We start from the raw sequence: 20,811 nt of genomic DNA, 5'->3' as shown, positions 1-20,811 counted from the left end.
GAACCAAAGCCTTCGCCATTATGTTGCGGTGCAGCGGAATGTCTTTCCTTGCGATCCCGTCGCGGTGTAGGCCAACGCCTATCCGGCACGGGGTCCCGGGTGCGGGTCAAGCGCGATCGAGCACCCGCAGCACACGGCCGTCGCCGACGAAGGACTCGTCGACCAGCATCCGGAACACGGCGTCCCGCGGGAAGCGCGGCAGCGCGAGCGCCGGTGCCAGGAACTCGACTTCGAGCGCCTGCGCCGTTCCGCGCCGGAACGCGCGGCCCGGTGCCACCAACCATCGAGCCGAGAAGCCTTCGTTGTCCACCACCAGCGCGCAGCGGTACTCGCCTTCCGCAATGGGCACGTCCTCCGAAGGCAGTTGCGACGCGCGCATCGTGAGTTCGACCAGGGCGTGGGGATGGAATGCGCTTCGGGCCTCGAAACCCGACGAATCGGCGGCCCCGGGCGCCGTACGCCGCAGCTTCGCGAAGAGCCAGGCGACGACGCTGCCGATGACCGGCAGCCACAGCACCATCAGCAGCGTGCCGACGTCGCGCGCGGTCGATCCCGGCGCCGCGAAGTGCCGCAGCAGCGCGCCGCCGGCGGCCACGCACAGCAGCACGATCACGATCAACCTGCGCCGTGCCTGGATGGTCGTCATGGCGCGGCCGAATCGGGGCCGGCGGCCGGCGCGTCCGCGGGCCGGCTGCGGCGATGGCCGGGCTTGGCCAGGATCTCGGCATAGAACTGCGCGCCGCCCTCCTTCGCCACGCCGTCGACCAGCGCCGTGAGCGCGGACAGGTGAACCGGTTCGGCCGCTTCGGGCGTCGGGCCGAACTTGCAATCGAAGTCCCAGAAGTCCGCGCCTTCGGGCAGCTCGCGCCGCCGTTCGCGCTTGACGTATTTGCGAAGCTCGTGCTTGACGGCATCCAGAACCCGGTCGGGGTTCTTGCCTTCGATATGGAGCTGGAATGTCTTTTTCATGGGCGATCCTAACGCGCCGGCGGTGCCGTACGCCCTCCGACGCAGTGACATCGCGGCGCGAAATGCGCGATCATTCGCGCCATGGATCCCATCACCTCCATCGATCGCTACGTACCCGACTACGCGCACGCCTGCGAGGTGTGCGGTACCACGCCGGTGGTGGCCGGCATGAAGGCCGAGAGGCTGGTCTATCTCGCCACCATGTGCGGCCCCTGCCTGTGGAACGAGCCCAAGGCGGTGGACCCGGCGACCTGGAACGAAGCGCCTCCCGATTGATGCGCGGCGCGCACTGAATGGACATCAGGATTCGCACCCTGCGGCGCGGCGAGATGCCCGTCGTCATCGAATTCGCGGCGCGCGAAGGCTGGAACCCCGGGCTGCATGACGCCGACCCCTTCCACGCGGCGGACCCCGGCGGCTTCCTGGTCGCGGAGCATCAGGGGCAGGCGGTGGGCTGCATCGGCGCCGTCTCCTATGCGGGACGCTTCGGCTTCATCGGCCTGTACATCGTGGCGCCGGACTGGCGCGGGCGCGGCATCGGGCGCCGACTCTGGGCCAAAGGCATGGCGCGACTGGCGGGCCATGTGGTCGGGCTCGACGGCGTGCCGGCGCAACAGGACAACTATCGCAAGAGCGGCTTCTCCCTGGCATGGCAGAACATCCGCTTTGCCGGTACGGCCCGGCGCAGCGAGCGCACCGGCGACGCGCCGATCGTGCCGCTTCGCGACGTCGACTTCGCGGCGCTTTGCGCCGACGAGCGCCGCATCTTTCCCGCGCCGCGCGAGGCCTTTCTGCGCGCCTGGATCGCGATGCCGGAGGCGACGGGTCTGGCCTGGATGGATCAGGGCCGGCTCGCCGGATGGGGCCTGATCCGGCGCTGCCGCGAGGGCCACAAGATCGGCCCGCTGGTGGCGGACCGCCCGGAGGTAGCGAGCACTCTCTACGCCGCGCTGTGCGGCAGCGTCCCCGAAGGCGACCCCGTCTACCTCGACGTTCCCATGCCTAACGCCGACGCATTGGCGCTGGCGCGGGCGCTGGGCTTGCGCAGCGTGTTCGAGACCGCGCGCATGTACGCGGGCACGGCACCGGCCTGCGAACTTCAGCGCCTCTACGGCATCACGAGCTTCGAGCTGGGCTGAACAATGCGGCCTCGGCGCGACCGATGCCGGGAAACTCGACGACCACAGCCTCCCCGCGCGCGACCGGCAGCACGCCGACCCAGGAACCGGTCGTGACCACGGTGCCGGCCGGCACGACGGCGCCGTTGCGCGTCGCATGCCGCAGCCAGGTCGGCAGCGGCCAGGCCGGGTCGCCCAGCGGATGCGTGCCGGTGCGCAGCACGGGCTCGCGCGAACCGATGCGCGTCTCGCAGCGCTGCGAGGCCCAGTCGCGCGCGGCATAGGGCACCCATGCGCCCAGCACCAGCGCGCCGTGCGACTGCTGGTCGGCGAGGCGCAACCAGGCCGACGCAAGCGCCGCGTCTTTCCAGCGCGAATCGACGATCTCGATGGAGACGGCCATGGCATCGACCAGCTTGCCGGCGGTCTCCGGCGTCAGTGCGGCGGCCTGCGCCGGCGTCACGCTTTGGCCCAGCCGCAGCGCGATCTCGGCCTCGATGCCCGGTGCGCGCCGAAGTCCGAGGGGCTCGCCCGCACGCCGGCCGGCGGCAGCGGCGCATGCGTGAGCACCGCCTCGCGCGACGGGCCGCCGGACTTCCAGTGCTTGGGTACGGGCGTGCCTTCGAACCATTCCATCGCTGCCGCCACGCGCTCCTGCACCCGGTAGGCCTCTGCCGCGTCGCCCACCTTGTCTTGCCATGCGGCGGCGTCGAGCGCGCGGCCCTCGCGCCAGGCCGAGGCCAGCGCCTGCGTCACGTCCGTCATGCGTCGACCTTCACCTTGCCGTCCTTGACGACCTTGGCCCACTTCGTGATTTCGCTGGCGATGAATTGCCTGAACTTCTCGCGCGAGCCGCCGCCGTCCTCGGCGCCGTAGGTGTCGAGCCGTTCCTGCACGTCGGGCATCGCGAGCACCGTGTTGACGTCGCGGTTGATCTTGTCGGCAATGCCGGCCGGCAGCTTGCCGGGGCCCGCGAGGCCGTACCAGGTGGTGGCCTCGAAGCCGTCGAAGCCCTGCTCCTGCATCGTCGGTATGGCCGGGTGGCCCTTGGCGCGCTTCATGCGGGTCTGCGCCACGCCGATCACCTTGCCGCTCTTCACGTGCGGCGTGGCCGCGGTCATGGTCTCGAAGCTGTACTGGATCTGGCTGCCCATGAGGTCGGCCAGGAGCGGCCCGCTGCCCTTGTAGGGCACGTGCAGCGCATCGACCTTGGCCTGCAGCTTGAACATCTCCAGCGCCAGGTGCTGCGCCGAGCCGGCGCCGGCCGAGCCGAAGCTCACCTTGCCGGGCTCCGCGGCGCACAAGGCCACGATGTCCTTCACCGTCACCGCCTTCTGCGTCGGGCTCGCGATCAGCAGGTTGGGCGTCACGCCGACCAGCACGATGGGCACGAAGTCGCGCTCCACGCTGTAGCGCAGCTTGGGCTGCAGGCTGGGCGCGAGCGCGTGGCTATTGATGTGCGCCATCAAGAGCGTGCTGCCGTCGCTCGGCTGCGTCGACACGTACTCGGCTGCGAGCACACCCGCCACGCCGCCCTTGTTCTCGACGATCACCGACTGGTTCCACATCGTCGACAGCTTCTGCGCCACCACGCGCGCCAGCGCATCGGTGCCGCCGCCCGGCGGAAAGCCGACCACGATGCGCACCGGCCCGTTGGGCCATTCCTGCGCGAACACGCGCGGCACGCCGAGCGTGACTGCCGCCGCCGCGCCCGCGGCCTGGATGAGGGAACGTCGTTGCATGAGTCGCGGTCTCCTTGTTGGTGAATGAATGGGCTCAGGCGGCCTTCTGCAATGCCGCCGGCGCCGCGTGGCTCGCGAAGTGGTCCATCGTGGCCTGCACGCCGCTCGCGGCGAGCTTCACGCCCGAGAGCTTGAGCCCCATCTCGACGCCGGCCACCATCGCGACCAGCGTGAGGTCGTTGCTGTCGCCCAGGTGGCCCATGCGGAACATGCGGCCCTTGAGCTTGCCGAGGCCGGTGCCGAGCGAGAGATCGAAGCGCTGGTGAATGAGGCGCCGCACCGCATCCGAATCGACGCCCTCGGGCGTGATCACGCCGGTCAGCACCGGCGAGTAGACGGCCGGGTCGGCGCACTGGATCGGCAGGCCCCAGGCCTCGACCGCGGCGCGCACGCCGGCGGCCCAGCGCTGATGCCGCGCGAACACCTTGTCCAGGCCCTCGCCGAGCAGCATGTCCAGCGATTCGGCCAGGCCGTAGAGCAGGTTGGTGTTGGGCGTGTAGGGCCAGTAGCCGTCCTTGTTCATCTCGACGATCTCGTCCCAGGCCCAGAAGGCGCGCGGCAGCTTCGCGCTCTTCGATGCTTCCAGCGCGCGCGGCGAGAGCGCGTTGAAGCTGATGCCCGGCGGCAGCATCAGGCCCTTCTGCGAGCCGCTGATGGTCACGTCCACGCCCCACTCGTCGTGGCGGAAGTCGGCGCTCGCGAGGCCCGAGATGCTGTCCACCATCAAGAGCGCCGGATGGCCCGCCGCATCGATGGCCTTGCGGACCGCGGCGATGTCGGAGGTGACGCCGGTCGAGGTCTCGTTGTGCACCACGCACACGGCCTTGATCTTCTTCTCCGTGTCCTTGGCGAGGCGCGCCTCGATCAGGTCGGCCTGCACGCCGCGGCGCCAGCTCGGCGCATGCGGCAGCTGCTCGTCGCTGCCCGACCAGGCCAGGAACTCGGTCGACAGGCCCAGGCGCGCGGCCATCTTCTGCCACAGCGCGGCGAAGTGGCCGGTTTCGTACATCAGCACGAGGTCGCCGGGGCTCAGCGTGTTGGCAAGCGCCGCTTCCCAGGCGCCGGTGCCCGAGGACGGGTAGATGACGACCGGATGCTTCGTCTTGAAGATCTTCCTGATGCCCGCCAGCACCTGCAGCCCGAGGGCGCCGAACTCGGGGCCGCGGTGGTCGATGGTGGGCAGGCTCATGGCCCGCAGGATGCGGTCCGGCACCGGGCTCGGGCCGGGGATCTGCAGGAAGTGCCTGCCGGTGGGATGGAAGTCGAGTTGAAGCATTCGGGACCGTCCTTTCTTTTTCAGTTTTGCATGCAAAATTCGATCTGTCGTGCTCGTTAACCCCTAGTCTCCTCGATTGAGCGGGCCACTATTTGCATTCAAAATGCATTCCATGGCGGAAATCATTGAAATCTCTCGGCTCGCGCTGCATGACCAGGTGGCGTCGCGGCTGCGCACCATGCTGGTCGAAGGCCAGATCGCACCCGGCGCCAAGCTCAACGAGCGCGAGCTCAGCGCGCAGCTGCGCGTCTCGCGCACGCCGCTGCGCGAGGCCATCAAGCTGCTGGCGGCCGAAGGCCTGGTGGACCTGCTGCCGAACCGCGGGGCGGTGGCCGTCAAGCTCACCGAGGCGGACGTGGTCAACACCTTCGAGCTGCTCGCCATGCTCGAAGGCATGTCGGGCGAACTGGCGGCCCAGCGCATCACCGAGGAGGAGCTCGCCGAGCTGCGCGCGCTGCACTACGAAATGATGGCCTGCTTCGCACGCCGCGATCTCTCGGGCTACTACCGCATCAACGCGCGCATCCACACCGCGATCAACGACGCGGCCAGGAACCCCGTGCTCGCGAGCACCTACCGCTCGATCAATGCCCGCGTGCAGTCGCTGCGCTTTCGCACCAACCAGAACGAGGCCAAGTGGAAGAGCGCGGTGGCCGAGCACGAGCGCATGGTCGAGGCCCTGGCCGCACACGACGCGGCCGCGATGCGCACGCTGATGATCGAGCATCTCAACCGCAAGCGCGACACCGTGCTGGAGCTGCTGCGCGCCGGCGAGATCTATCCCGCCAAGGCCCAGGCGGCCAAGAGCTGAATCGACGAGAACCCATGCGCATCGAGCCCGCGAGCCATCTCCAGCCAGCCGGTACCGTCTTGCCGCCCAACGAAACCTGCGAAGCGCTGGCACGGCGCCTCGCCGCCGAGACCGAGGGCGAGGTGCTGTTCGACGCCGCCTCGCGCGGCCGCTATGCGACCGACGCTTCGATCTACCAGATCATGCCGGCCGGCGTGCTGGTGCCGAAGACCGAGCGCGACATCGCGACCGCCATCGACATCGCGCGCGACCTCAAGGTGCCGGTGCTCGCGCGCGGCGGCGGCACCAGCCAGTGCGGCCAGACCACGGGCGCGGCGCTCGTCATCGACAACAGCAAGCATTTCCGGCGCGTGCTCGATCTCGACGTCGAGGCGCGCCGCGCCACGGTGGAGCCGGGCATCGTGCTCGACCACCTCAACGCGCGGCTCAAGCCGCACGGGCTCTGGTTCCCGGTCGACGTGTCGACCAGCGCGCAGGCCACGCTCGGCGGCATGGCCGGCAACAACTCCTGCGGCTCGCGCTCCATCGCCTACGGCAACATGGTCCACAACGTGGCGGGCGCGAGCGCCTGGCTGTCCGACGGCGAGCTGGTCGACTTCGGCCCGGTCTCGGAGCTCGGAGCGCGCGCGTCCGACATCGCGCTGCACGTGCAGCAGCTCGCCAGGCAGCACCGACACGAGATCGCCGAGCGCTGGCCCAAGGTGATGCGGCGCGTCGCCGGCTACAACCTCGACATCTTCGACAACCAGAGCGAGAAGCCCTACACCGCCGACGGCAGCGTCAACCTCGCGCACCTGCTGATCGGCGCCGAGGGCACGCTGGCCTACACGCGCAGCCTGACGCTGAAGCTCGCCGAGCTGCCGCGCGCCAAGGTGCTCGGCATCGTCAACTTCCCGAGCTTCCATGCGGCGATGGACGCGGCGCAGCACATCGTGAAGCTGGGGCCGACGGCGGTCGAGCTGGTCGACCGCACGATGATCGAGCTGAGCCTCGCCAACCCCGCGTTCAAGTCCACCGTCGAAACCGCACTGATCGGCCGGCCCGCAGCCATCCTGCTGGTCGAGTTCTCGGGCAGCGAGAAGGCCTGGCTGCTGCCCAAGCTGAAGGACCTGGCCGACCTCATGGGCGACCTCGGCCTGCGCGGCAGCGTGGTCCAGATGCCCGACGACGCGGCGCAGAAGAACCTGTGGGAAGTGCGGAAGGCCGGCCTCAACATCATGATGAGCCTCAAGGGCGACGGCAAGCCGGTGAGCTTCATCGAGGACTGCGCGGTGCCGCTCGAGCACCTGGCCGAGTACACCGATGGCCTCACCGCCGTGTTCGCCAAGCACGGCACCCGCGGCACCTGGTACGCGCACGCGTCGGTCGGCACGCTGCACGTGCGCCCGATCCTCGACATGCGCACCGACGGCGCCGCGAAGATGCGCGCCATTGCCGAAGAGGCGAGCGAGCTGGTGCGCAAGTACAAGGGCGCCTTCAGCGGCGAGCATGGCGACGGCCTGTGCCGCGGCGAATGGATCGAATGGCAGTTCGGCCCCGCGATCAACGAGGCCTTCCGCGCCATCAAGAACAAGCTGGACCCGCTCAACCTCTTCAACCCCGGCAAGATCATCGATCCGCCGAAGATGGACGACGGTGCCCTGTTCCGCTTCGCGCCGCCCTCGGCGCCGAGGCCCTACAAACGCATCCCGCTGGTGCCCGTGCTCGACTGGTCGGCCTGGAACGTGCAGGCCGACCCGGTGACCGAGGAGACCACCGCGCCCGGCACCGGCGGCGACGTCAGCGGCGGCTTCGCCAAGGCCGTCGAGATGTGCAACAACAACGGCCACTGCCGCAAGTTCGACGCCGGCACCATGTGCCCGAGCTACCGCGTGACGCGCGACGAGAAGCACCTCACGCGCGGCCGCGCCAACACCTTGCGCCTCGCGGTCTCCGGCCAGCTCGGGCCCGAGGCCTTCACCAGTGAGGCCATGTACGACACCATGGACCTCTGCGTCGGCTGCAAGGGCTGCAAGCGCGACTGCCCGACCGGCGTCGACATGGCGAAGATGAAGATCGAGTTCCTGGCCCACTACAAGAAGAAGCACGGCCACACACTCAAGGACCGGCTGATCGCCCGGCTGCCCGACTACGCGCACGCCGCGAGCCGCTTCCCCTGGCTCATGAACCTGCGCAACAGCGTGCCGGGCGCGGCCTGGCTCGGCGAGCGGCTGCTGGGCCTCTCGGCCAAGCGCTCGCTGCCCGCATGGCGCAGCGACACCTTCTGGCGCGCCGGCGATGCCTCGATGTTCGTGAATCGCGACATGGCCATCGCCGCCGCCTGCGTGGGACGCAAGGTCGCGGTGCTGTTTGTCGACACCTTCAACGGCACCTTCGAAAGCGAGAACGCATTCGCTGCGGCGCGCGTGCTCAAGGCCGCGGGCTACATGCTGCACACGGTCGAGAAGGACGGCGGCCACCACTGCTGCGGCCGCACCTACCTCGCCAATGGCATGGTGGATGAAGCCAAGGCCCGCGCCGGCGCGCTCGTCGATGCGCTGCTGCCGCTGGCCGAAGCCGGCATCGCGATCGTGGGCCTCGAGCCTTCGTGTCTGCTGACGCTGCGCGACGAAACGCTGGTGATGGGCTTGGGCGCGAAGGCCGAGACGGTCGCGAAAGAAGCGCTGCTGTTCGAGGAGTTCATCGCGCGCGAAGCCAAGGCCGGCCGCTTCAAGCTGGGGCTCAAGCCTGCCGGCAAGCCGATCCTGCTGCACGGCCACTGCCACCAGAAAGCCTTCGGCGCGGTGAGCCCGATCCTCGATGTGCTGCGGCTCATTCCCGACGCGAAACCGGAGTTGATCGAAAGCTCCTGCTGCGGCATGGCCGGCAGCTTCGGCTACGAAGCCTCGCACTACGAGGTGTCGATGCAGATGGCCGAGGCCAGCTTGCTGCCGGCAGTGCGCGAGAACCCCGACGCGATCATCGTCGCCGACGGCACCAGCTGCCGGCACCAGATCGCCGACGGTGCGCAGCGCGAAGCGGTGCACGTGGCGCGGCTGCTCGACGCGCTGAGGGGCTGACCCGACGGCTTAGCGGACGGTCGACATGACCGTGGCACGGCACCTGGGTTGTTCACGCGGCGCCAGCAGGACGCAGTTGTCCAGCGCGCGTCGCTGCATGTCGCTCAGCCTTGGCCGCTCCACGGGGCGTGGACCATACCGATAGTCCGGCTCGTAATAGACCGGCGGTGGCGGTCCGTAGTACCTCGGCGCCGGACGGTAGTAAGCGGGCGGCGGCGGCGGCTCGTAGTAAGTGGGGGGTGCTGGTTGATAGTAGACCGGCGGCGGGCTCGAGTAGACGGGTTCCGGCTCGTAGTAAGTCGGGGCGTCGATCCCGATGGACCAGCTCACCTCGGCATGGGCCGCAGCGGAAGCCGAGAGTGCGGCGGCCACCACGGCGGTTGAAAAGGCGCCTTTGACAAATGCACAGCGATTGAAGCTCACGGGATTCTCCGAAAGAAGGGCGAAAGCGCCTGCGGCAGTCCCAAACGCTCCATCCGCAGGCTTCGTGGACACGATGATGCTCCTGCAACCGCTGTTCGAGCGGCGTCAGCGCGCGCCCTGAAGGGACGTCGTCAAAGCCTGCGGGCTCAGTAAGTAACCTCCGCGCTGCGCGCTGCGGTATTCGCCTTGGGAACGGCCCGGCGGCTCATGGCCCATTGCACGGCGAGGATGCTGACCGGCACCGCGACCAGCCCCACGAGCGACAGCCCGCGCATCGCCTGGCCCAGCAAGGCCCAGCCGAGGATCACTGCCGTGAGCGGGCTCAGCAGGCCGAGCGAGGACACCGCCACCGGCGACAGGCGCGCGATGCCGCGGAACCACAGCGCATAGGCCAGCAGCGCGCCGACGATCGAGAGATAGGCATAGGCCGCGACTTGCGTGCCGGTCAGCTGCGGGAGCGGCGGATCGATGGCCCAGGTCATGGGCAAGAGAATCAGCCCGCCCAGCAGCAACTGCCAGCCGGTGAGCGCCAGCACCGGCATCGCGGGCTGCCAGCGGCGCGTCAGGTAGGTGCCGGCGGCCATGCAGGCGGCGCCGGCCAGGGCCGCGGCGATGCCGACCGGATCCCACACCGAACCCGGCGACAGCAGCAGCGCCGCCATGCCGGCGATGCCCAGCACCGCGGCGCCGACCGCCAGCTGCGGCGGCCGGCGCTGGTCGAGCGCCCAGGCAAGGCCCATCACCAAGAGCGGCTGGATCGCACCGACCACCGCGGCCAGTCCGCCGGGCAGCCGGTAGGCCGCGACGAAGACCAGCGCCTGGAAGAAGCCGATGTTCAACGCCGACAGCACGATCAGTCGGCCCCATTCGCCGCGCGCCGGCAGGCGCCGGCAGTACAGCGCCAGCAGCAGGCCGGCCGGCAGTGCGCGCAGCAGGGCCGCGGTGAAGGGCCGGTCGGGCGGCAGCAGCTCGGTCGCGACGATGTAGGTCGAGCCCCAGATGGCGGGGGCGAAAGCGGTCAGGAGGACGTCGGTCCAGGCGATCGAGCCTTGTGTGTTGCGCATCGCATTTATCTCTACGTCAAGATAAATGGAGCCTAGCAGATAATCTTGACTTCAAGATAAATGGGGTTTTGCCGATGGGTGCCAAGAAGCGACCGGCGGATGCGGTGGACGCGATCCTCGATCAGTGGCGCCGCGAGCGCCCGGACCTCGACGTGGGCGCGATGGGCACCATCGGCCGCATCAAGCGCTGCGCGGCGCTGCTGCAGCGCGAACTGGACCGATGCTTCTCGGACTTCGGCATGACGCGCTGGGAGTTCGACGTGCTGGCCACGCTGCGGCGCTCCGGCGCGCCCTACTGCCTGGCGCCGACCGCCCTCTTCTCGTCATTGATGATCAGCTCGGGCACCATGACGCACCGCCTCAAGGGGCTGGAGTCGCGCGGCCTCGTGAAGCGCGTGGCCAACCGCGAAGACGCGCGCAGCATGCTGGTGCAGCTCACGCCCGCCGGCCTGAAGCTGATCGATCGCGCGGTGGGCGCGCATGTCGAGAACGAGCAGCGGCTGCTCGCCTCGATCAAGTCCGCAGACCTCGCCGCGCTCGATGCGCGGCTGGCCTTGCTGCTGGCCGCGCTGGAGCCTCGGGAGTGATCGATGCTGCTCGATGACACACTGCGTGCCCTGATCGCCGGCCGGCTTGGCGGCTTCGAGCGGCAGGCGCTGAGCGCCCCCGGCTCGAAGCGTGCGGCCGTGGCGTTGGCGCTCGTCGAGGAAGGCTTCGGCGCAGCGCTGCCGGGGCTTCGCACACCTGCGGCTTGGAGTCAGGACGCCGCCGTGCTCCTGACCCGACGCCCGTCCCACATGCGCAACCACCCGGGGCAATGGGCGCTGCCGGGCGGCAGCATCGACGGCGCCGAGTCGCCGGAAGAGGCCGCGCTGCGCGAACTGCACGAAGAAGTCGGCCTTGAGCTCGACGAGGGCGCGATCCTCGGCCGCCTCGACGATTTCGTCACCCGCTCCGGCTTCGCGATCACGCCGGTCGTCGTCTGGGCAGGCGCCGCACGCGCGCTGGTGCCGAGCGAAGCCGAGGTCGCCAGCATCCATCGCATTCCCCTCACCGAGTTCATGCGCGCGGATGCGCCCCTGCTCGATCCCATCGAGGACAGCGAGCACCCGGTGCTGCGCATGCCGGTCGGAGACACCTGGATCGCGGCGCCGACGGCGGCCTTCCTCTATCAGTTCCGCGAGCTGTGCATCGCCGGACGCACCGTGCGCGTCGCGCATTTCGAGCAGCCCTTGTTTGCGCGCAAGTAGGGGCTGCGCAGCGATGGACGAATGCAGGCGCACCGCCCACAATCGACCGATGAACAAACGACACTTCCTTGGCACCGCCACGCTCGCCGGGCTGTTGCCTGCAATTCACGCATCGGCTGCGGAGCCGACCCGCAAGAGTCCGGGTCTGTTGACCGTCAGCGGAGCGATAGCCAAGTCCAACCGAGGCCCCGTCGATCCGGCGCTCGACCAATTGATGGCGAAGCACGGCGTCAAGTTCGACAAGGCCTATGTGTTCGACACCGAGGCATTGCGCCGCCTGCCGGTCGTTCGAATCAAACCGACGCTCGAGTACGACGCCAAGGCGCATTCGCTCGCGGGCCCGCTGTTGACCAGCGTGGTGGAGGCGGCGGGTGTGGCCGGCGACGCGATGCTGGCCCTTCGTGCGGTGGACGGCTACGTCGTACCGCTGCGCATGGCCGACGCGCGCAGCTATCGGATGATCGTTGCCACCGAGATCGACGGCGCTCCGCTCGCGCTGGGAGGGCTGGGCCCGCAGTGGGCGATCTATGAGGCCGATACGCTCGCCGCGTTCAAGGACAAGCCGCTCAAGGAACGATTCGCCCTTTGCCCCTGGGGGCTCTATAGCATAGAGGTCACGCGCGGTTGATTGTTGGCGAAGGAGCGTGGGCTTCGGTGTCGCCCGTGGAGAAAAGAAGCGTACTCAATGCAAGAGCAAAGCATGCGAGCAGCGCGGGCCAGCCAAAGGCAAGGACCAATGCCACCGTCGCGAAGGGGCTGAAAAGGAGGGCGGCAGATCGCATATGTGTCTCCGAATTTGATTCTTACTGACAGACCCGTCGCGTCAATTCGAGTGACGGGCCTTGCCTGGGGCCTCAATGTAGGCGTGAAGGCAAACGTGGACATGAGCGCTGCGCCCTTGTTTGAGGAGGACAGAACGCTCGTCTTCGTGCTGCGTCAGGCATGACAAAACGCTGACTTACCAAGTTGCTCGCTGCCTTCGGCGCGCGGACGGCCACCGAGATACAGCCGGGCTGGGACGCGTTCATCGCCTCCATCAGCGACCCGCCGTCCAGAACCGCCTGAAGGCGCTGGTCGCCCGCGGCCTGCAGAAGCTCCGGTGACATCGAAGAGCACCTGGGCCGGGCGACCAGGCCCGCGAAGCGCTGATCGGACCCAGGCTCGACGGCTTGGCAGCTGCACGGGCCGACAAAAAAAGCCGCATGCCTGCGAGGGCATGCGGCTTCGGCATTTGCAGCTGCGCAACGATGGCCGGCGCGATTGCCGTTTCACCGTGCAGCACAACCCTGGTCTACGCGCGGCCCCAGGGCCATGGCGCAAGTGGCAAGGACGGTCGCGACGATCACGACGCGCGCGGCCACTATGGCGGCGACCACGGGGATCGCGACAACAGGTCTCGCGGCGCGTGGAGCGTGCGGGTCCAGGGCGGCGACGACACTAGCATCCGCTGGAGCCTGGACGCGAGCGGCAACTGGTACGACTTCGTGGTGACCTGCGATGCCGACACCGCCTTCTACCGGCGCTTCGCCGGTCGGGTGGAGACCGGCCGGCACTCGGTGAGCGATCCGGCGATGGGGCTGGCAGACCGCTTCTGAACGCCGCATGGCCGATGCCCGCGGCTAACGGATGATTGTCGCCACCGACATCGACGGCGGCCCTCGACGATGGTGTCGATCCTCTATCAGTTCCGCGAGCTGTGCATCGCCAGGCGCACCGTGCGCGTCGCGCACTTCGAGCAGCCCTTGTTTGCGCGGAAGTAACGGTTCGGTCAGGTCCTCTCAATACCAGAATTTGGCAAGGACGCTGATCCCCCTGTCCGCCCTGCGGAACGTGCTGATCTCCCTCCTGGTGGTGGGATGCCTGAAGAGCACTTCGTTGCGATACGCTCCCCTGGGAAAGAACAATCCCGCTCTCAGATCGAGTCCGAGCCGCCGGACGCCGAACAGGTTGCGAAAGCCGACCACGATGTCGAGCGCGTCCCCCACTTCCTTGCTCGGCCGCGAACTGTCCTGGTTCATCTCCGCCGTAAGGGCAGCGTTGCGAAGATCGCTCGCGAGCTTGTTCGTCTTGTAGCGGTGATAGACAAGGTCCACCGAGATGTTCGGCGCCGGCCTGAAGCCGACGGCCGCAGTGAGGATCTGGAGATTGCTCAATTCCGGATCGAGGGCCTCGCCGTAGTACTTCAGCTTGGGAATGCCCCCCAACCTTGCTTCGTTTGATTGCAAGCCGGTCTGCCGGAATTCGTGATTCCTGTTGTCGTTCGGGTTTCCGTCGCCGCTTCCGTACGCGTAGCCCAGGGTGATGTTGGGGGCGTACGGCAGATCCGGGAATCGATAGGTGCCACCGATATCGAAGGCGTAGCCCTTGAAGTTCTTCTTGGTCTCGTCCTTGCCGCGCTGGAGCGCGACTTCGGTCCAGAAATTGAATCGGTCGGACGGGTTGCCGGAGGCGCGCAATCCGAGGAGCAGAGGTTGTCCTTCCTTCCCTGCTTGATCCTCGCGGTAGATCGTGTAGCCGGCCAACCTGATGTCTTCGATGCCGCGGTAGCTCAGGTAGGCCATGTAGATGTCGTTGCGCGTCTTCTGAACCGGCGCGAGCAGATCCAGGTCCAGCCTGTCCTTGCGCGAATAGCTCAGTTCGGCTTGAAAGGCACCTGCCTTGAGCTTGACCAGGGCGGTGTCGAGCGAGGTGTCATACAGCCAATGCCGGTCGTCCTCGAAATTGCGCCGTCCCAGCGTCAGGTCGGCCGGCCCCAGCTCCTTGAATGTCACCCAGGCCTGGTCGATGGGCAGCGAGTTGTAGTGGCGCGGCGCAAGTTGCGTCTGTCCGCTCGGAAGGGTGACAATGTCCTGTTCCTTCACGGCGATGTCTCTCTGCAGGATCGCCTCGAGCATCATTTCCACCCGATCGGTGGGCCGGTAGATGATGGCCCCGTTGATTTGGGGCGACAGGATCAGCGACGTGTCCTTCAGGCGCCGGTCGAGATCCGGGTTGCGGCGGTACGTGACGTCCGACTCGCTGCCGTACGAGAACTGATACTCCAGGCGGGAGATCAGCGGCCTTTCCGGATACCTCGAGAACACAGGGTCCCCGGGAATGGCCGGTTCGTCGGACGGCGGCGTGGGCAGTTGGAACTGCGCCACCTGAATGCCGGCGTCGACATTCGAGATGGACTCGTCGGGCACCGGCTGCTGCACATTGGTGCTGCCGGCCGTTTGCTCGCTCGGCGCGACTGCGGCCGGCTCGGCTTCAATCCCCAGCGCATCCGGCGCGGCAGCGAGCAACAGGGACCACGCCAGGGAACGTGTTGCGCTTCGACATGTTCGATTCAAGCCATTGCCGTTCTTCATCGTTGTAGAGAACTCCTGCCCGACTGCAAAGAATCATTGCGTAGTCGCGTCCGCAAGGCAATGAAGATGTACCCCGGGGAAACACGCTGTCATTTGTCCTTGATGAAGCCGTAGCGCGTCAGCCGCAGATCCTCATCCCTGACGAGCCCGATCCCAGGCGCGTGGTACTTGTACTCGCTTGCAAGCAGGTCGAGGGCCGAGCTTTCCTTCACCTTCATGCATCCGGAGAAGGTGCCCGCAGGCGTCTTGCATGTCTCACCGAGACTGACGATCTCGGCCCGGTCCATGGCCACGCCGGGCGCGATCTCCTGGTAGTACTTCATCTTCGGCTTCGGCGTTCCGGCCATGATCAGGCCGGCCTTGTTGCCGTTGACGCCCGCGTGCCAGCTGCCGTCGTGCTTGACCACTTTGCCCTTCTTGTAGTAGTCGACGTCCTCGCCGAAATAGAAGACGTCCTTGGTCTGCTCGCACATGGCGAAGTAGTTCCTGGAGACTTCGTACAGCTCTCCTTTCTTCCACTCCCTTTCCTCGACCACACGCGTCGCGGTCCCCGCGACCGTCTTTGTCTCGTCGAGGACCGTGATCTGGAGTTTGGTATCGCCGCCCTCGAGGACGAGCTGATAGCCCGGTTCCAGCACAAAGTACGGGTTCCTTCCCTGGGTCACGAGATTGCAACTCGAGATTCCGAACTCCTGCTGCCAGCCCGAAGCATCCTGCGCACCCGCCGCGCCGGAAGCGAAGATCGCTGCGGCGGCAAGCAGGCATTGAAAGGTTCTCGTCTTCATGGAAGCTCTCCTTCATGTCGAGGTTGCCCATCGGCCAGGCCGAGGTCGGAATGGCGCTGGGCTCCCGCTCCGAGAAGCAGGTACAACGCCGGCATCGCGAACAGCGTCACGAGGGTGGATGCGAGCAGGCCGCCGATGATGACGATGGCCGTGGGCTGCACGATCTCGAAACCGGCGCGCTGCCCGAAGACGATGATCGGCAGCAGCGCGACGACGATCGCGGCCGAGCCCGCCAGGATGGGCGACAACCGTTCCCGCGCGCCGCGCACCACGAGCTCGAGACCGAAGGGCACCTTTTCCCGTGCCTCGAGGTGCTGGTAGTGATCGAGCAGCGCAACGCCGTTGCGGGCCGCGATGCCCAGCACGGCGAGGAACCCGACGATCGAGCCCAGCGAGATCACGCCCCCGCTGACCAGCACCGCCAGCACACCGCCTGCAACCGCAGCCGGAAGACCCACGAAAGCCATCGTCGCCAGGCGCCAGCTTCCGAAGCAGGCTTGCAGCAGCAGGAAAATCCCGATCAGCGCGGCGATGGTGACGCCGAGCATGTGCTCTTGGGCACTTTCCAGTTCCGCCGATTCGCCCAGGAGTTCGGGGTGGTACTCGAGCGGGAAGCTGACCGTCTCGAGCCGCTTCTCGACCTCTTCCGCCACCGAGTGGGCATCGCGTCCCGCCACGTTGGCCACGACGTCCACGTAGGGCGCAATGCGCTCGTGGCGCAGGACCGTCGGCGTCGATACCAGGCTGACCTCGGCGATATCGCCCAGGCGCACCTGGGTGCGATCCGACTTGTCGACCCACAGATCGCGCAGCTTGGTCACGCTCTGGCGAGCCTCGGGCGCACCGTGCACCACCACCTCGTAGATCTTCTGCTCCTTGAACAGATAGCCGACGACCAGGCCGGCAAAGACGGTCGCCGTGGAGCGCCGCACATCGCCGGGCTTGACGTTGGCGCGGCCCGCGGCGTCGAGGTCCACCTTGACCTGCACCTGGAGCTCTTCCACCTGGCCTTCGGTTTGCAGGTCGACGATTCCCCGAATGCCGGAGATCGCCTGCCGGACTTCCTCGGCCTTCTGATTCAGCACCTCGATCTTCTGGCCGTAGATGCGCACGACGATCGCATGGCCCGCGCCGGTGAGCACTTCGCTGACCTTGTCGCGCAGGTAGGAACGCACGCTGTGCTCGATGCCCGGATAGCCTTCGACGGTCTCGCGTATCGCCGCGACCGTCCTGTCGTAATCGGCTTTCGGGTCGATGCTGATCCAGATCTGGCTCGAATTGATGCCCACCACCTGGTCGCCCGTCACCGCGCGTCCCACATGGGCGCCGACCGAACGCACGCCGGACAGGGATCGCAGTTCGCTGCTGACCCGCGAAGTGATCCGATGCGTTTCGGTATGGGAAGTCCCCGGGGGCGTGGACCAGTTCACCAGCAGGACCTGTTCCTTGAAGGTCGGAAGCAGCGATTGACCCAGCAGCGGCCAGATGCCGATGCCGGCCAGCACCGCGACGCCGGCCACCAGCACCGCCTTGCGCGGCGCGGCGATGAGCCTGCGCAGACCCGAATCGTATTTGTTGCAGAGCCAGGCGGCGACAGGTGACTCGCGTTCCCGGCCGGCCGCGTGCCCCAGCAGCATCAGGCTGAGCACGGGGGTCACGGTCAGTGCGACCATAGTCGATGCGGCCACCGCCAGCAGGTACGCGATGGCCAGCGGCTCGAAGAACGAGCCTGCCACGCCGCCCATGAAGAAGATGGGCAGCACGGCGAGCATCACGACCAGGGTCGCGTAGAGCGCGTTGCGTTGCGATGCCATGGTCGTGGCGAAGACGACCGCCGTCACGGGTATGCCGCTGTCCGGCCTGTGCGCGCGCAGTCGCTCCCGCAGCATTTCCGTGTCGACGACCACATCGTCGATGACCACGGTCAGCGCAACGATCAGGCCGGCGAGGATCATGGTGTTGATCGTGGCGCCTGTCAGATGCAGCGCGGCCAGGGCGGCGAGCAGCGTGAGCGCGATCGACACCGCGCTGATCAGCGCGCTGCGCCAGCTGTTCAGGAACGCGCCGATGACCAGGATCACCAGCACGCCGCCGAGGATGATCGCCTGCGTCAGATGGGCGATCGAATCGTCGACATACCACGCCAGCCTGTAAACCCGGGTGTCGATCTGCACGCCGGGCAGGCCGCGACTCAGCTCCGCCAGTGCCCGGTCGACCGAGCGCGTGATTTCCAGCGTGTTGGCGGACGGAAACTTCTCGATGACCAGGATCAGGCCGCTGCCGTTCCTGGCCACCGCGTCGCCGATCAGCGGCGGATGCGAGAAGGTCAGCTCGGTGACATCGCCCAGCGACAGCGTCTTGCCCGAGAGCAGCAGATGCGGCGTCGTGACGGCCACCTTCGCCATGTCCTCCGGCGTCTCGATCGGCATCGTGTGCTGGACGCCCAGCCTCTGGTTCATGTTGTCGATCCACCCACCGGTGCCGGGCGCCGATCCCTTGAGGAAAGTCAGCGGCGACACCCACAGCGCATCGCCGGCGGCCGCGATGATGTCTTCCTGCAGCAGCTTGGCGTCGTGCAGCCGGTTGGGGTCGATCTGCACGTGCATCTGCCGCAGGCGCTGGCCCCAGATCGCTACGTTCGCGACACCGGGAACCCCCAGCAGCCGCGGCTTGATCGTCCAGCGCGTGAGCAGCGACAGTTCCGTCGGCTCGACCTTGTCCGACGTGATCCCGATCATCATGAAGCGGGAGGTGGCCGACAGGGGTTGCAGGATCACCGGCGGCTGGGCGATGTTCGGCAGGGTATAGGCCAGCGTCAGGCGCTCCTGGATCATCTGCCTGGCCTTCATGATGTCGGTCCCGCGCTTGAAGGTGAGCACGATCGAGGAGAGGCCGGTGACCGACTGCGAGCGGATCGACTGCAGCCAGGGCACGCCCGAGAGCAGTTCCTCCAGGTTGAGGGTGATCAGGCTCTGCACTTCGTCGGCCGACAGTCCGATCGCCTCGGTCTGGACCTCCACCACCGGTGGCGCGAACTCCGGGAAGACGTCGACGGGCGCCTTGCGCAGCTGGGCCGTGCCGAAAATCATGAGCGCCGCGGCGATGCCCAGCACCAGGTAGCGAAACTGCAAGCTCGAGCCAATGATCCAGCGAAACATACCCGCCCCCTTTCGCTCGGCGCTCATCGATGAGCGCTACTTCCCGAAGATCTCCGTCCCGAAGAGCAGCGACGCACCCACGGTGACAACCGGGGTTCCGATCGCGGGACCGCCGGAAAGGATCGCCACGTCGCCGACGATGCGCTCCACGTTGATGCGTTGCCGCTCGAAGGTCAGCGGCTTGGTGTTGACGTAGACCCAGGCGGCGCCCTTGCCGTCGTAGTACACGGCGCTGTACGGCACGACCTTGCGCTTGTCCTCGGTGCCGGAAATCTGCAGCTCGACTCGCATGCGACTGTTCGGCGTCAGGCCGTGGTCCGCACCGGGCACGATGTAGTAGAGCGACAGCATCGAGCGCTTGGTGTCCTCGACCGGCGCCACGCCGGACGGCTGCGCGAGCAAGTCGCCACCCTGCGTGTCTCGGGTGGCAAGCGGCAGCAGGCGTGCCGGCTTGTCCTTGGCGAGCCGCTCCCACTCCGCGGCCGACAGGCTCACCAGCACCCAGGCATCGCCGAGGATGGGGCTGTTCGTCCGCGCCGATGGCGTTGCAGGCGTCGGCTGTTGCGGCGATTCGATGACGACCTTCCCCAGGCCGGCGGGTGCGCCGCCAGGTTTCTGCTGCGCCGGCGTCGCGGAAACCACTGCAGCGACCGCAGCAGCGCCTGCAGGGGCGCCGCCGGCCTGGGCGAAACCGCCAAAGGTGCCGCCGCCGGGCTTCGCGGCGGGCGGCTTGTCGGCCGCGGCGGTGATGAGCCCGCTGACCATCTGCTTGTGGACGATCGACTCCTCGCCCACCTTGCCGGTTTCGATCCCCAGGCGTTCGGCTGCCTTCGCGCTCAGGACCACGCGCTTGACGGTGCTCCCCGCGACCGCCTCCAGTGTGACCGTCGGGTTCTTCCCCGTCGGCTTCGACGGACCCGGATCCAGGGCAAGCGCTGCGGCCGGCGCCAACAGGAGCGTTGCGACCGCGGCCAGGTGCTGGGTTTTCATGGGAGTTCCTCCTTGTCTGAGACTTCGCTTGCTACAGCGCCGGGACGATGCCGTCCTTGCCGACGAGGACGAAGAGGGCCACGTACTTGCCGTCCGAACCCTTCTGCGCACCGACGAAGACGGACATTCCCGGTTGGATCAGGCTCTTGTCGCCGAGCGACATCTTCTGGACCGGCACGTCGCGGGGAACCTCCACGTCCGTTTCGTCATAGTCGGTGGGACCCCACTTGATCGAGAGCACACGGACCTCGAGGTCGTCGACCCAACCGTGGGAGATGATGCTGTCGGGCGTCAGGTCCCACTTCTTGTGGCCCAGCGCGATGCCGCGCAGCTTGTCGTCGATGATCCGCAGCTCGAACCCCTTGTGCAGCCAGACCGCCGAATCGCGCACGATGGGGCTGTATTCCTCCAGCTTCACTGCGACGGCGCCGACGTAGACGCCGAAGTCCACCTCGGCGAAGCTGCCCTTGCTGAGGCCGATGACCGTTGTGCTGTCGTGGAGTCCGATGCGGAGCGTCCTGCCTTCGCGGGTCTTCACCGCGAACAAGGACGCTTCGACCAGGGTGACCCGGCCACGGATATGGTCCGGCTCTGCCGCATCCTGCACGGGCTTGGGCGTGTGGTCGTCCGCGGCGGCGTCCTTGGTCTGCGAACGAGGCTGGACCTTCTGGTCCGGCGCGGGATCCGGTGCGGGATCCTGCGCGCGCGCCGGTGCGCCCAGCGTCAAGGCGATGGTCGAGGCGATGACACCGAGATATCCGAGCAAGCGAACCATGATTGCCTCTCTTCTTCTTTGGACTTCCGACTCGATGCAGC

General features: G+C 67.5%; 18 protein-coding genes and 2 pseudogenes. 8 read left to right on the top strand and 12 right to left on the bottom strand.

Going from position 1 to position 20,811, the window contains the following annotated elements; all coding sequences use genetic code 11:
- Nucleotides 1–106 precede the first annotated feature (106 nt).
- Both ACSQ86_RS29355 and ACSQ86_RS29350 read right to left on the bottom strand, forming a co-directional pair.
- On the bottom strand, nucleotides 107–646 hold the full coding sequence (locus ACSQ86_RS29355; protein ID WP_436310210.1) for a hypothetical protein: 540 nt from the start codon (nucleotides 644–646) through the stop codon (nucleotides 107–109).
- The gene (locus tag ACSQ86_RS29350; RefSeq protein WP_436310209.1) at nucleotides 643–969 is read right to left on the bottom strand and encodes a DUF6172 family protein; all 327 of its coding nucleotides are present in this window, start codon (nucleotides 967–969) and stop codon (nucleotides 643–645) included. The genes ACSQ86_RS29355 and ACSQ86_RS29350 overlap by 4 nt, the downstream gene beginning before the upstream one ends.
- Nucleotides 970–1,050: 81 nt before the next feature.
- On the opposite strand from ACSQ86_RS29350, the gene ACSQ86_RS29345 reads away from it, so the two are divergent.
- Complete coding sequence (locus ACSQ86_RS29345; protein ID WP_093107159.1) at nucleotides 1,051–1,245, top strand: hypothetical protein; 195 nt, start codon at nucleotides 1,051–1,053, stop codon at nucleotides 1,243–1,245.
- Between the two features lie 17 nt (nucleotides 1,246–1,262).
- Complete coding sequence (locus ACSQ86_RS29340) at nucleotides 1,263–2,108, top strand: GNAT family N-acetyltransferase (protein WP_436310208.1); 846 nt, start codon at nucleotides 1,263–1,265, stop codon at nucleotides 2,106–2,108.
- Here ACSQ86_RS29340 and ACSQ86_RS29335 read toward each other — a convergent pair.
- The 3 genes and pseudogenes from ACSQ86_RS29335 to ACSQ86_RS29325 form a co-directional block, all read right to left on the bottom strand.
- Nucleotides 2,086–2,852 (bottom strand): annotated as a pseudogene (locus tag ACSQ86_RS29335) (fumarylacetoacetate hydrolase family protein). The gene ACSQ86_RS29340 and the pseudogene ACSQ86_RS29335 sit on opposite strands and share 23 nt — an antisense overlap.
- A complete protein-coding gene (locus ACSQ86_RS29330; RefSeq protein ID WP_436294143.1) occupies nucleotides 2,849–3,829 on the bottom strand; it encodes a Bug family tripartite tricarboxylate transporter substrate binding protein in 981 nt (326 codons plus the stop codon). The pseudogene ACSQ86_RS29335 and the gene ACSQ86_RS29330 overlap by 4 nt, the downstream one beginning before the upstream one ends.
- A gap of 34 nt (nucleotides 3,830–3,863) precedes the next feature.
- Nucleotides 3,864–5,105, bottom strand: coding sequence for a pyridoxal-phosphate-dependent aminotransferase family protein (locus tag ACSQ86_RS29325; RefSeq protein ID WP_436310207.1), 1,242 nt, complete (start codon nucleotides 5,103–5,105; stop codon nucleotides 3,864–3,866).
- Nucleotides 5,106–5,217: 112 nt separating this feature from the next.
- On the opposite strand from ACSQ86_RS29325, the gene ACSQ86_RS29320 reads away from it, so the two are divergent.
- The gene (locus ACSQ86_RS29320; RefSeq protein ID WP_436294145.1) at nucleotides 5,218–5,916 is read left to right on the top strand and encodes a GntR family transcriptional regulator; all 699 of its coding nucleotides are present in this window, start codon (nucleotides 5,218–5,220) and stop codon (nucleotides 5,914–5,916) included.
- A gap of 14 nt (nucleotides 5,917–5,930) precedes the next feature.
- The gene (locus ACSQ86_RS29315) at nucleotides 5,931–8,975 is read left to right on the top strand and encodes an FAD-binding and (Fe-S)-binding domain-containing protein (protein WP_436306179.1); all 3,045 of its coding nucleotides are present in this window, start codon (nucleotides 5,931–5,933) and stop codon (nucleotides 8,973–8,975) included.
- Between the two features lie 9 nt (nucleotides 8,976–8,984).
- Here ACSQ86_RS29315 and ACSQ86_RS29310 read toward each other — a convergent pair whose 3' ends face one another.
- A complete protein-coding gene (locus ACSQ86_RS29310; RefSeq protein ID WP_093107366.1) occupies nucleotides 8,985–9,398 on the bottom strand; it encodes a hypothetical protein in 414 nt (137 codons plus the stop codon).
- A 146-nt stretch (nucleotides 9,399–9,544) separates the two neighbouring features.
- Entirely contained in the window at nucleotides 9,545–10,462 is a 918-nt protein-coding gene (locus ACSQ86_RS29305; protein ID WP_436310206.1) for an EamA family transporter, read from the bottom strand.
- A 74-nt stretch (nucleotides 10,463–10,536) separates the two neighbouring features.
- On the opposite strand from ACSQ86_RS29305, the gene ACSQ86_RS29300 reads away from it, so the two are divergent.
- The 4 genes and pseudogenes from ACSQ86_RS29300 to ACSQ86_RS29285 form a co-directional block, all read left to right on the top strand.
- Nucleotides 10,537–11,049: a MarR family winged helix-turn-helix transcriptional regulator gene (locus ACSQ86_RS29300; protein WP_436306177.1), complete on the top strand. Its 513-nt coding sequence runs from the start codon at nucleotides 10,537–10,539 to the stop codon at nucleotides 11,047–11,049.
- Between the two features lie 3 nt (nucleotides 11,050–11,052).
- On the top strand, nucleotides 11,053–11,712 hold the full coding sequence (locus ACSQ86_RS29295) for an NUDIX hydrolase (protein WP_436306176.1): 660 nt from the start codon (nucleotides 11,053–11,055) through the stop codon (nucleotides 11,710–11,712).
- 49 nt (nucleotides 11,713–11,761) lie between these two features.
- A complete protein-coding gene (locus tag ACSQ86_RS29290; RefSeq protein WP_436310205.1) occupies nucleotides 11,762–12,340 on the top strand; it encodes a molybdopterin-dependent oxidoreductase in 579 nt (192 codons plus the stop codon).
- An 820-nt stretch (nucleotides 12,341–13,160) separates the two neighbouring features.
- Nucleotides 13,161–13,307, top strand: a pseudogene (locus ACSQ86_RS29285) (phospholipase domain-containing protein); the annotation flags it as partial.
- 183 nt (nucleotides 13,308–13,490) lie between these two features.
- On the opposite strand, the gene ACSQ86_RS29280 reads toward ACSQ86_RS29285, so the two are convergent.
- The 5 genes from ACSQ86_RS29280 to ACSQ86_RS29260 form a co-directional block, all read right to left on the bottom strand.
- On the bottom strand, nucleotides 13,491–15,062 hold the full coding sequence (locus tag ACSQ86_RS29280) for an alginate export family protein (protein WP_436310204.1): 1,572 nt from the start codon (nucleotides 15,060–15,062) through the stop codon (nucleotides 13,491–13,493).
- 89 nt (nucleotides 15,063–15,151) lie between these two features.
- The gene (locus ACSQ86_RS29275) at nucleotides 15,152–15,847 is read right to left on the bottom strand and encodes a hypothetical protein (protein WP_436310203.1); all 696 of its coding nucleotides are present in this window, start codon (nucleotides 15,845–15,847) and stop codon (nucleotides 15,152–15,154) included.
- Nucleotides 15,844–19,005: an efflux RND transporter permease subunit gene (locus ACSQ86_RS29270; RefSeq protein ID WP_436310202.1), complete on the bottom strand. Its 3,162-nt coding sequence runs from the start codon at nucleotides 19,003–19,005 to the stop codon at nucleotides 15,844–15,846. The genes ACSQ86_RS29275 and ACSQ86_RS29270 overlap by 4 nt, the downstream gene beginning before the upstream one ends.
- Before the next feature lie 36 nt (nucleotides 19,006–19,041).
- Nucleotides 19,042–19,995, bottom strand: a complete 954-nt coding sequence (locus ACSQ86_RS29265) for a hypothetical protein (RefSeq protein WP_436310201.1) — start codon at nucleotides 19,993–19,995, stop codon at nucleotides 19,042–19,044.
- Nucleotides 19,996–20,026: 31 nt separating this feature from the next.
- Nucleotides 20,027–20,770 (bottom strand): hypothetical protein, encoded by a 744-nt coding sequence (locus ACSQ86_RS29260; RefSeq protein WP_436310200.1) that lies wholly within the window; start codon nucleotides 20,768–20,770, stop codon nucleotides 20,027–20,029.
- Nucleotides 20,771–20,811: the final 41 nt, after the last annotated feature.

This window comes from Variovorax sp. LjRoot130 (genome assembly GCF_964253755.1).
Lineage (GTDB): Bacteria > Pseudomonadota > Gammaproteobacteria > Burkholderiales > Burkholderiaceae_C > Variovorax.
The sequence above is the reverse complement of the archived record's forward strand: the minus strand, read 5'-3'. Positions and strand labels throughout refer to the sequence as shown.

What these genes read in the sequence shown, in the direction of transcription:
- ACSQ86_RS29355 (WP_436310210.1), bottom strand. Translation starts at nt 646, where the DNA reads ATGACGACCATCCAGGCACGGCGCAGGTTGATCGTGATCGTGCTGCTG.
- ACSQ86_RS29350 (WP_436310209.1), bottom strand. Translation starts at nt 969, where the DNA reads ATGAAAAAGACATTCCAGCTCCATATCGAAGGCAAGAACCCCGACCGG.
- ACSQ86_RS29345 (WP_093107159.1), top strand. Translation starts at nt 1,051, where the DNA reads ATGGATCCCATCACCTCCATCGATCGCTACGTACCCGACTACGCGCAC.
- ACSQ86_RS29340 (WP_436310208.1), top strand. Translation starts at nt 1,263, where the DNA reads ATGGACATCAGGATTCGCACCCTGCGGCGCGGCGAGATGCCCGTCGTC.
- ACSQ86_RS29330 (WP_436294143.1), bottom strand. Translation starts at nt 3,829, where the DNA reads ATGCAACGACGTTCCCTCATCCAGGCCGCGGGCGCGGCGGCGGCAGTC.
- ACSQ86_RS29325 (WP_436310207.1), bottom strand. Translation starts at nt 5,105, where the DNA reads ATGCTTCAACTCGACTTCCATCCCACCGGCAGGCACTTCCTGCAGATC.
- ACSQ86_RS29320 (WP_436294145.1), top strand. Translation starts at nt 5,218, where the DNA reads ATGGCGGAAATCATTGAAATCTCTCGGCTCGCGCTGCATGACCAGGTG.
- ACSQ86_RS29315 (WP_436306179.1), top strand. Translation starts at nt 5,931, where the DNA reads ATGCGCATCGAGCCCGCGAGCCATCTCCAGCCAGCCGGTACCGTCTTG.
- ACSQ86_RS29305 (WP_436310206.1), bottom strand. Translation starts at nt 10,462, where the DNA reads ATGCGCAACACACAAGGCTCGATCGCCTGGACCGACGTCCTCCTGACC.
- ACSQ86_RS29300 (WP_436306177.1), top strand. Translation starts at nt 10,537, where the DNA reads ATGGGTGCCAAGAAGCGACCGGCGGATGCGGTGGACGCGATCCTCGAT.
- ACSQ86_RS29295 (WP_436306176.1), top strand. Translation starts at nt 11,053, where the DNA reads ATGCTGCTCGATGACACACTGCGTGCCCTGATCGCCGGCCGGCTTGGC.
- ACSQ86_RS29290 (WP_436310205.1), top strand. Translation starts at nt 11,762, where the DNA reads ATGAACAAACGACACTTCCTTGGCACCGCCACGCTCGCCGGGCTGTTG.
- ACSQ86_RS29280 (WP_436310204.1), bottom strand. Translation starts at nt 15,062, where the DNA reads ATGAAGAACGGCAATGGCTTGAATCGAACATGTCGAAGCGCAACACGT.
- ACSQ86_RS29275 (WP_436310203.1), bottom strand. Translation starts at nt 15,847, where the DNA reads ATGAAGACGAGAACCTTTCAATGCCTGCTTGCCGCCGCAGCGATCTTC.
- ACSQ86_RS29270 (WP_436310202.1), bottom strand. Translation starts at nt 19,005, where the DNA reads ATGTTTCGCTGGATCATTGGCTCGAGCTTGCAGTTTCGCTACCTGGTG.
- ACSQ86_RS29265 (WP_436310201.1), bottom strand. Translation starts at nt 19,995, where the DNA reads ATGAAAACCCAGCACCTGGCCGCGGTCGCAACGCTCCTGTTGGCGCCG.
- ACSQ86_RS29260 (WP_436310200.1), bottom strand. Translation starts at nt 20,770, where the DNA reads ATGGTTCGCTTGCTCGGATATCTCGGTGTCATCGCCTCGACCATCGCC.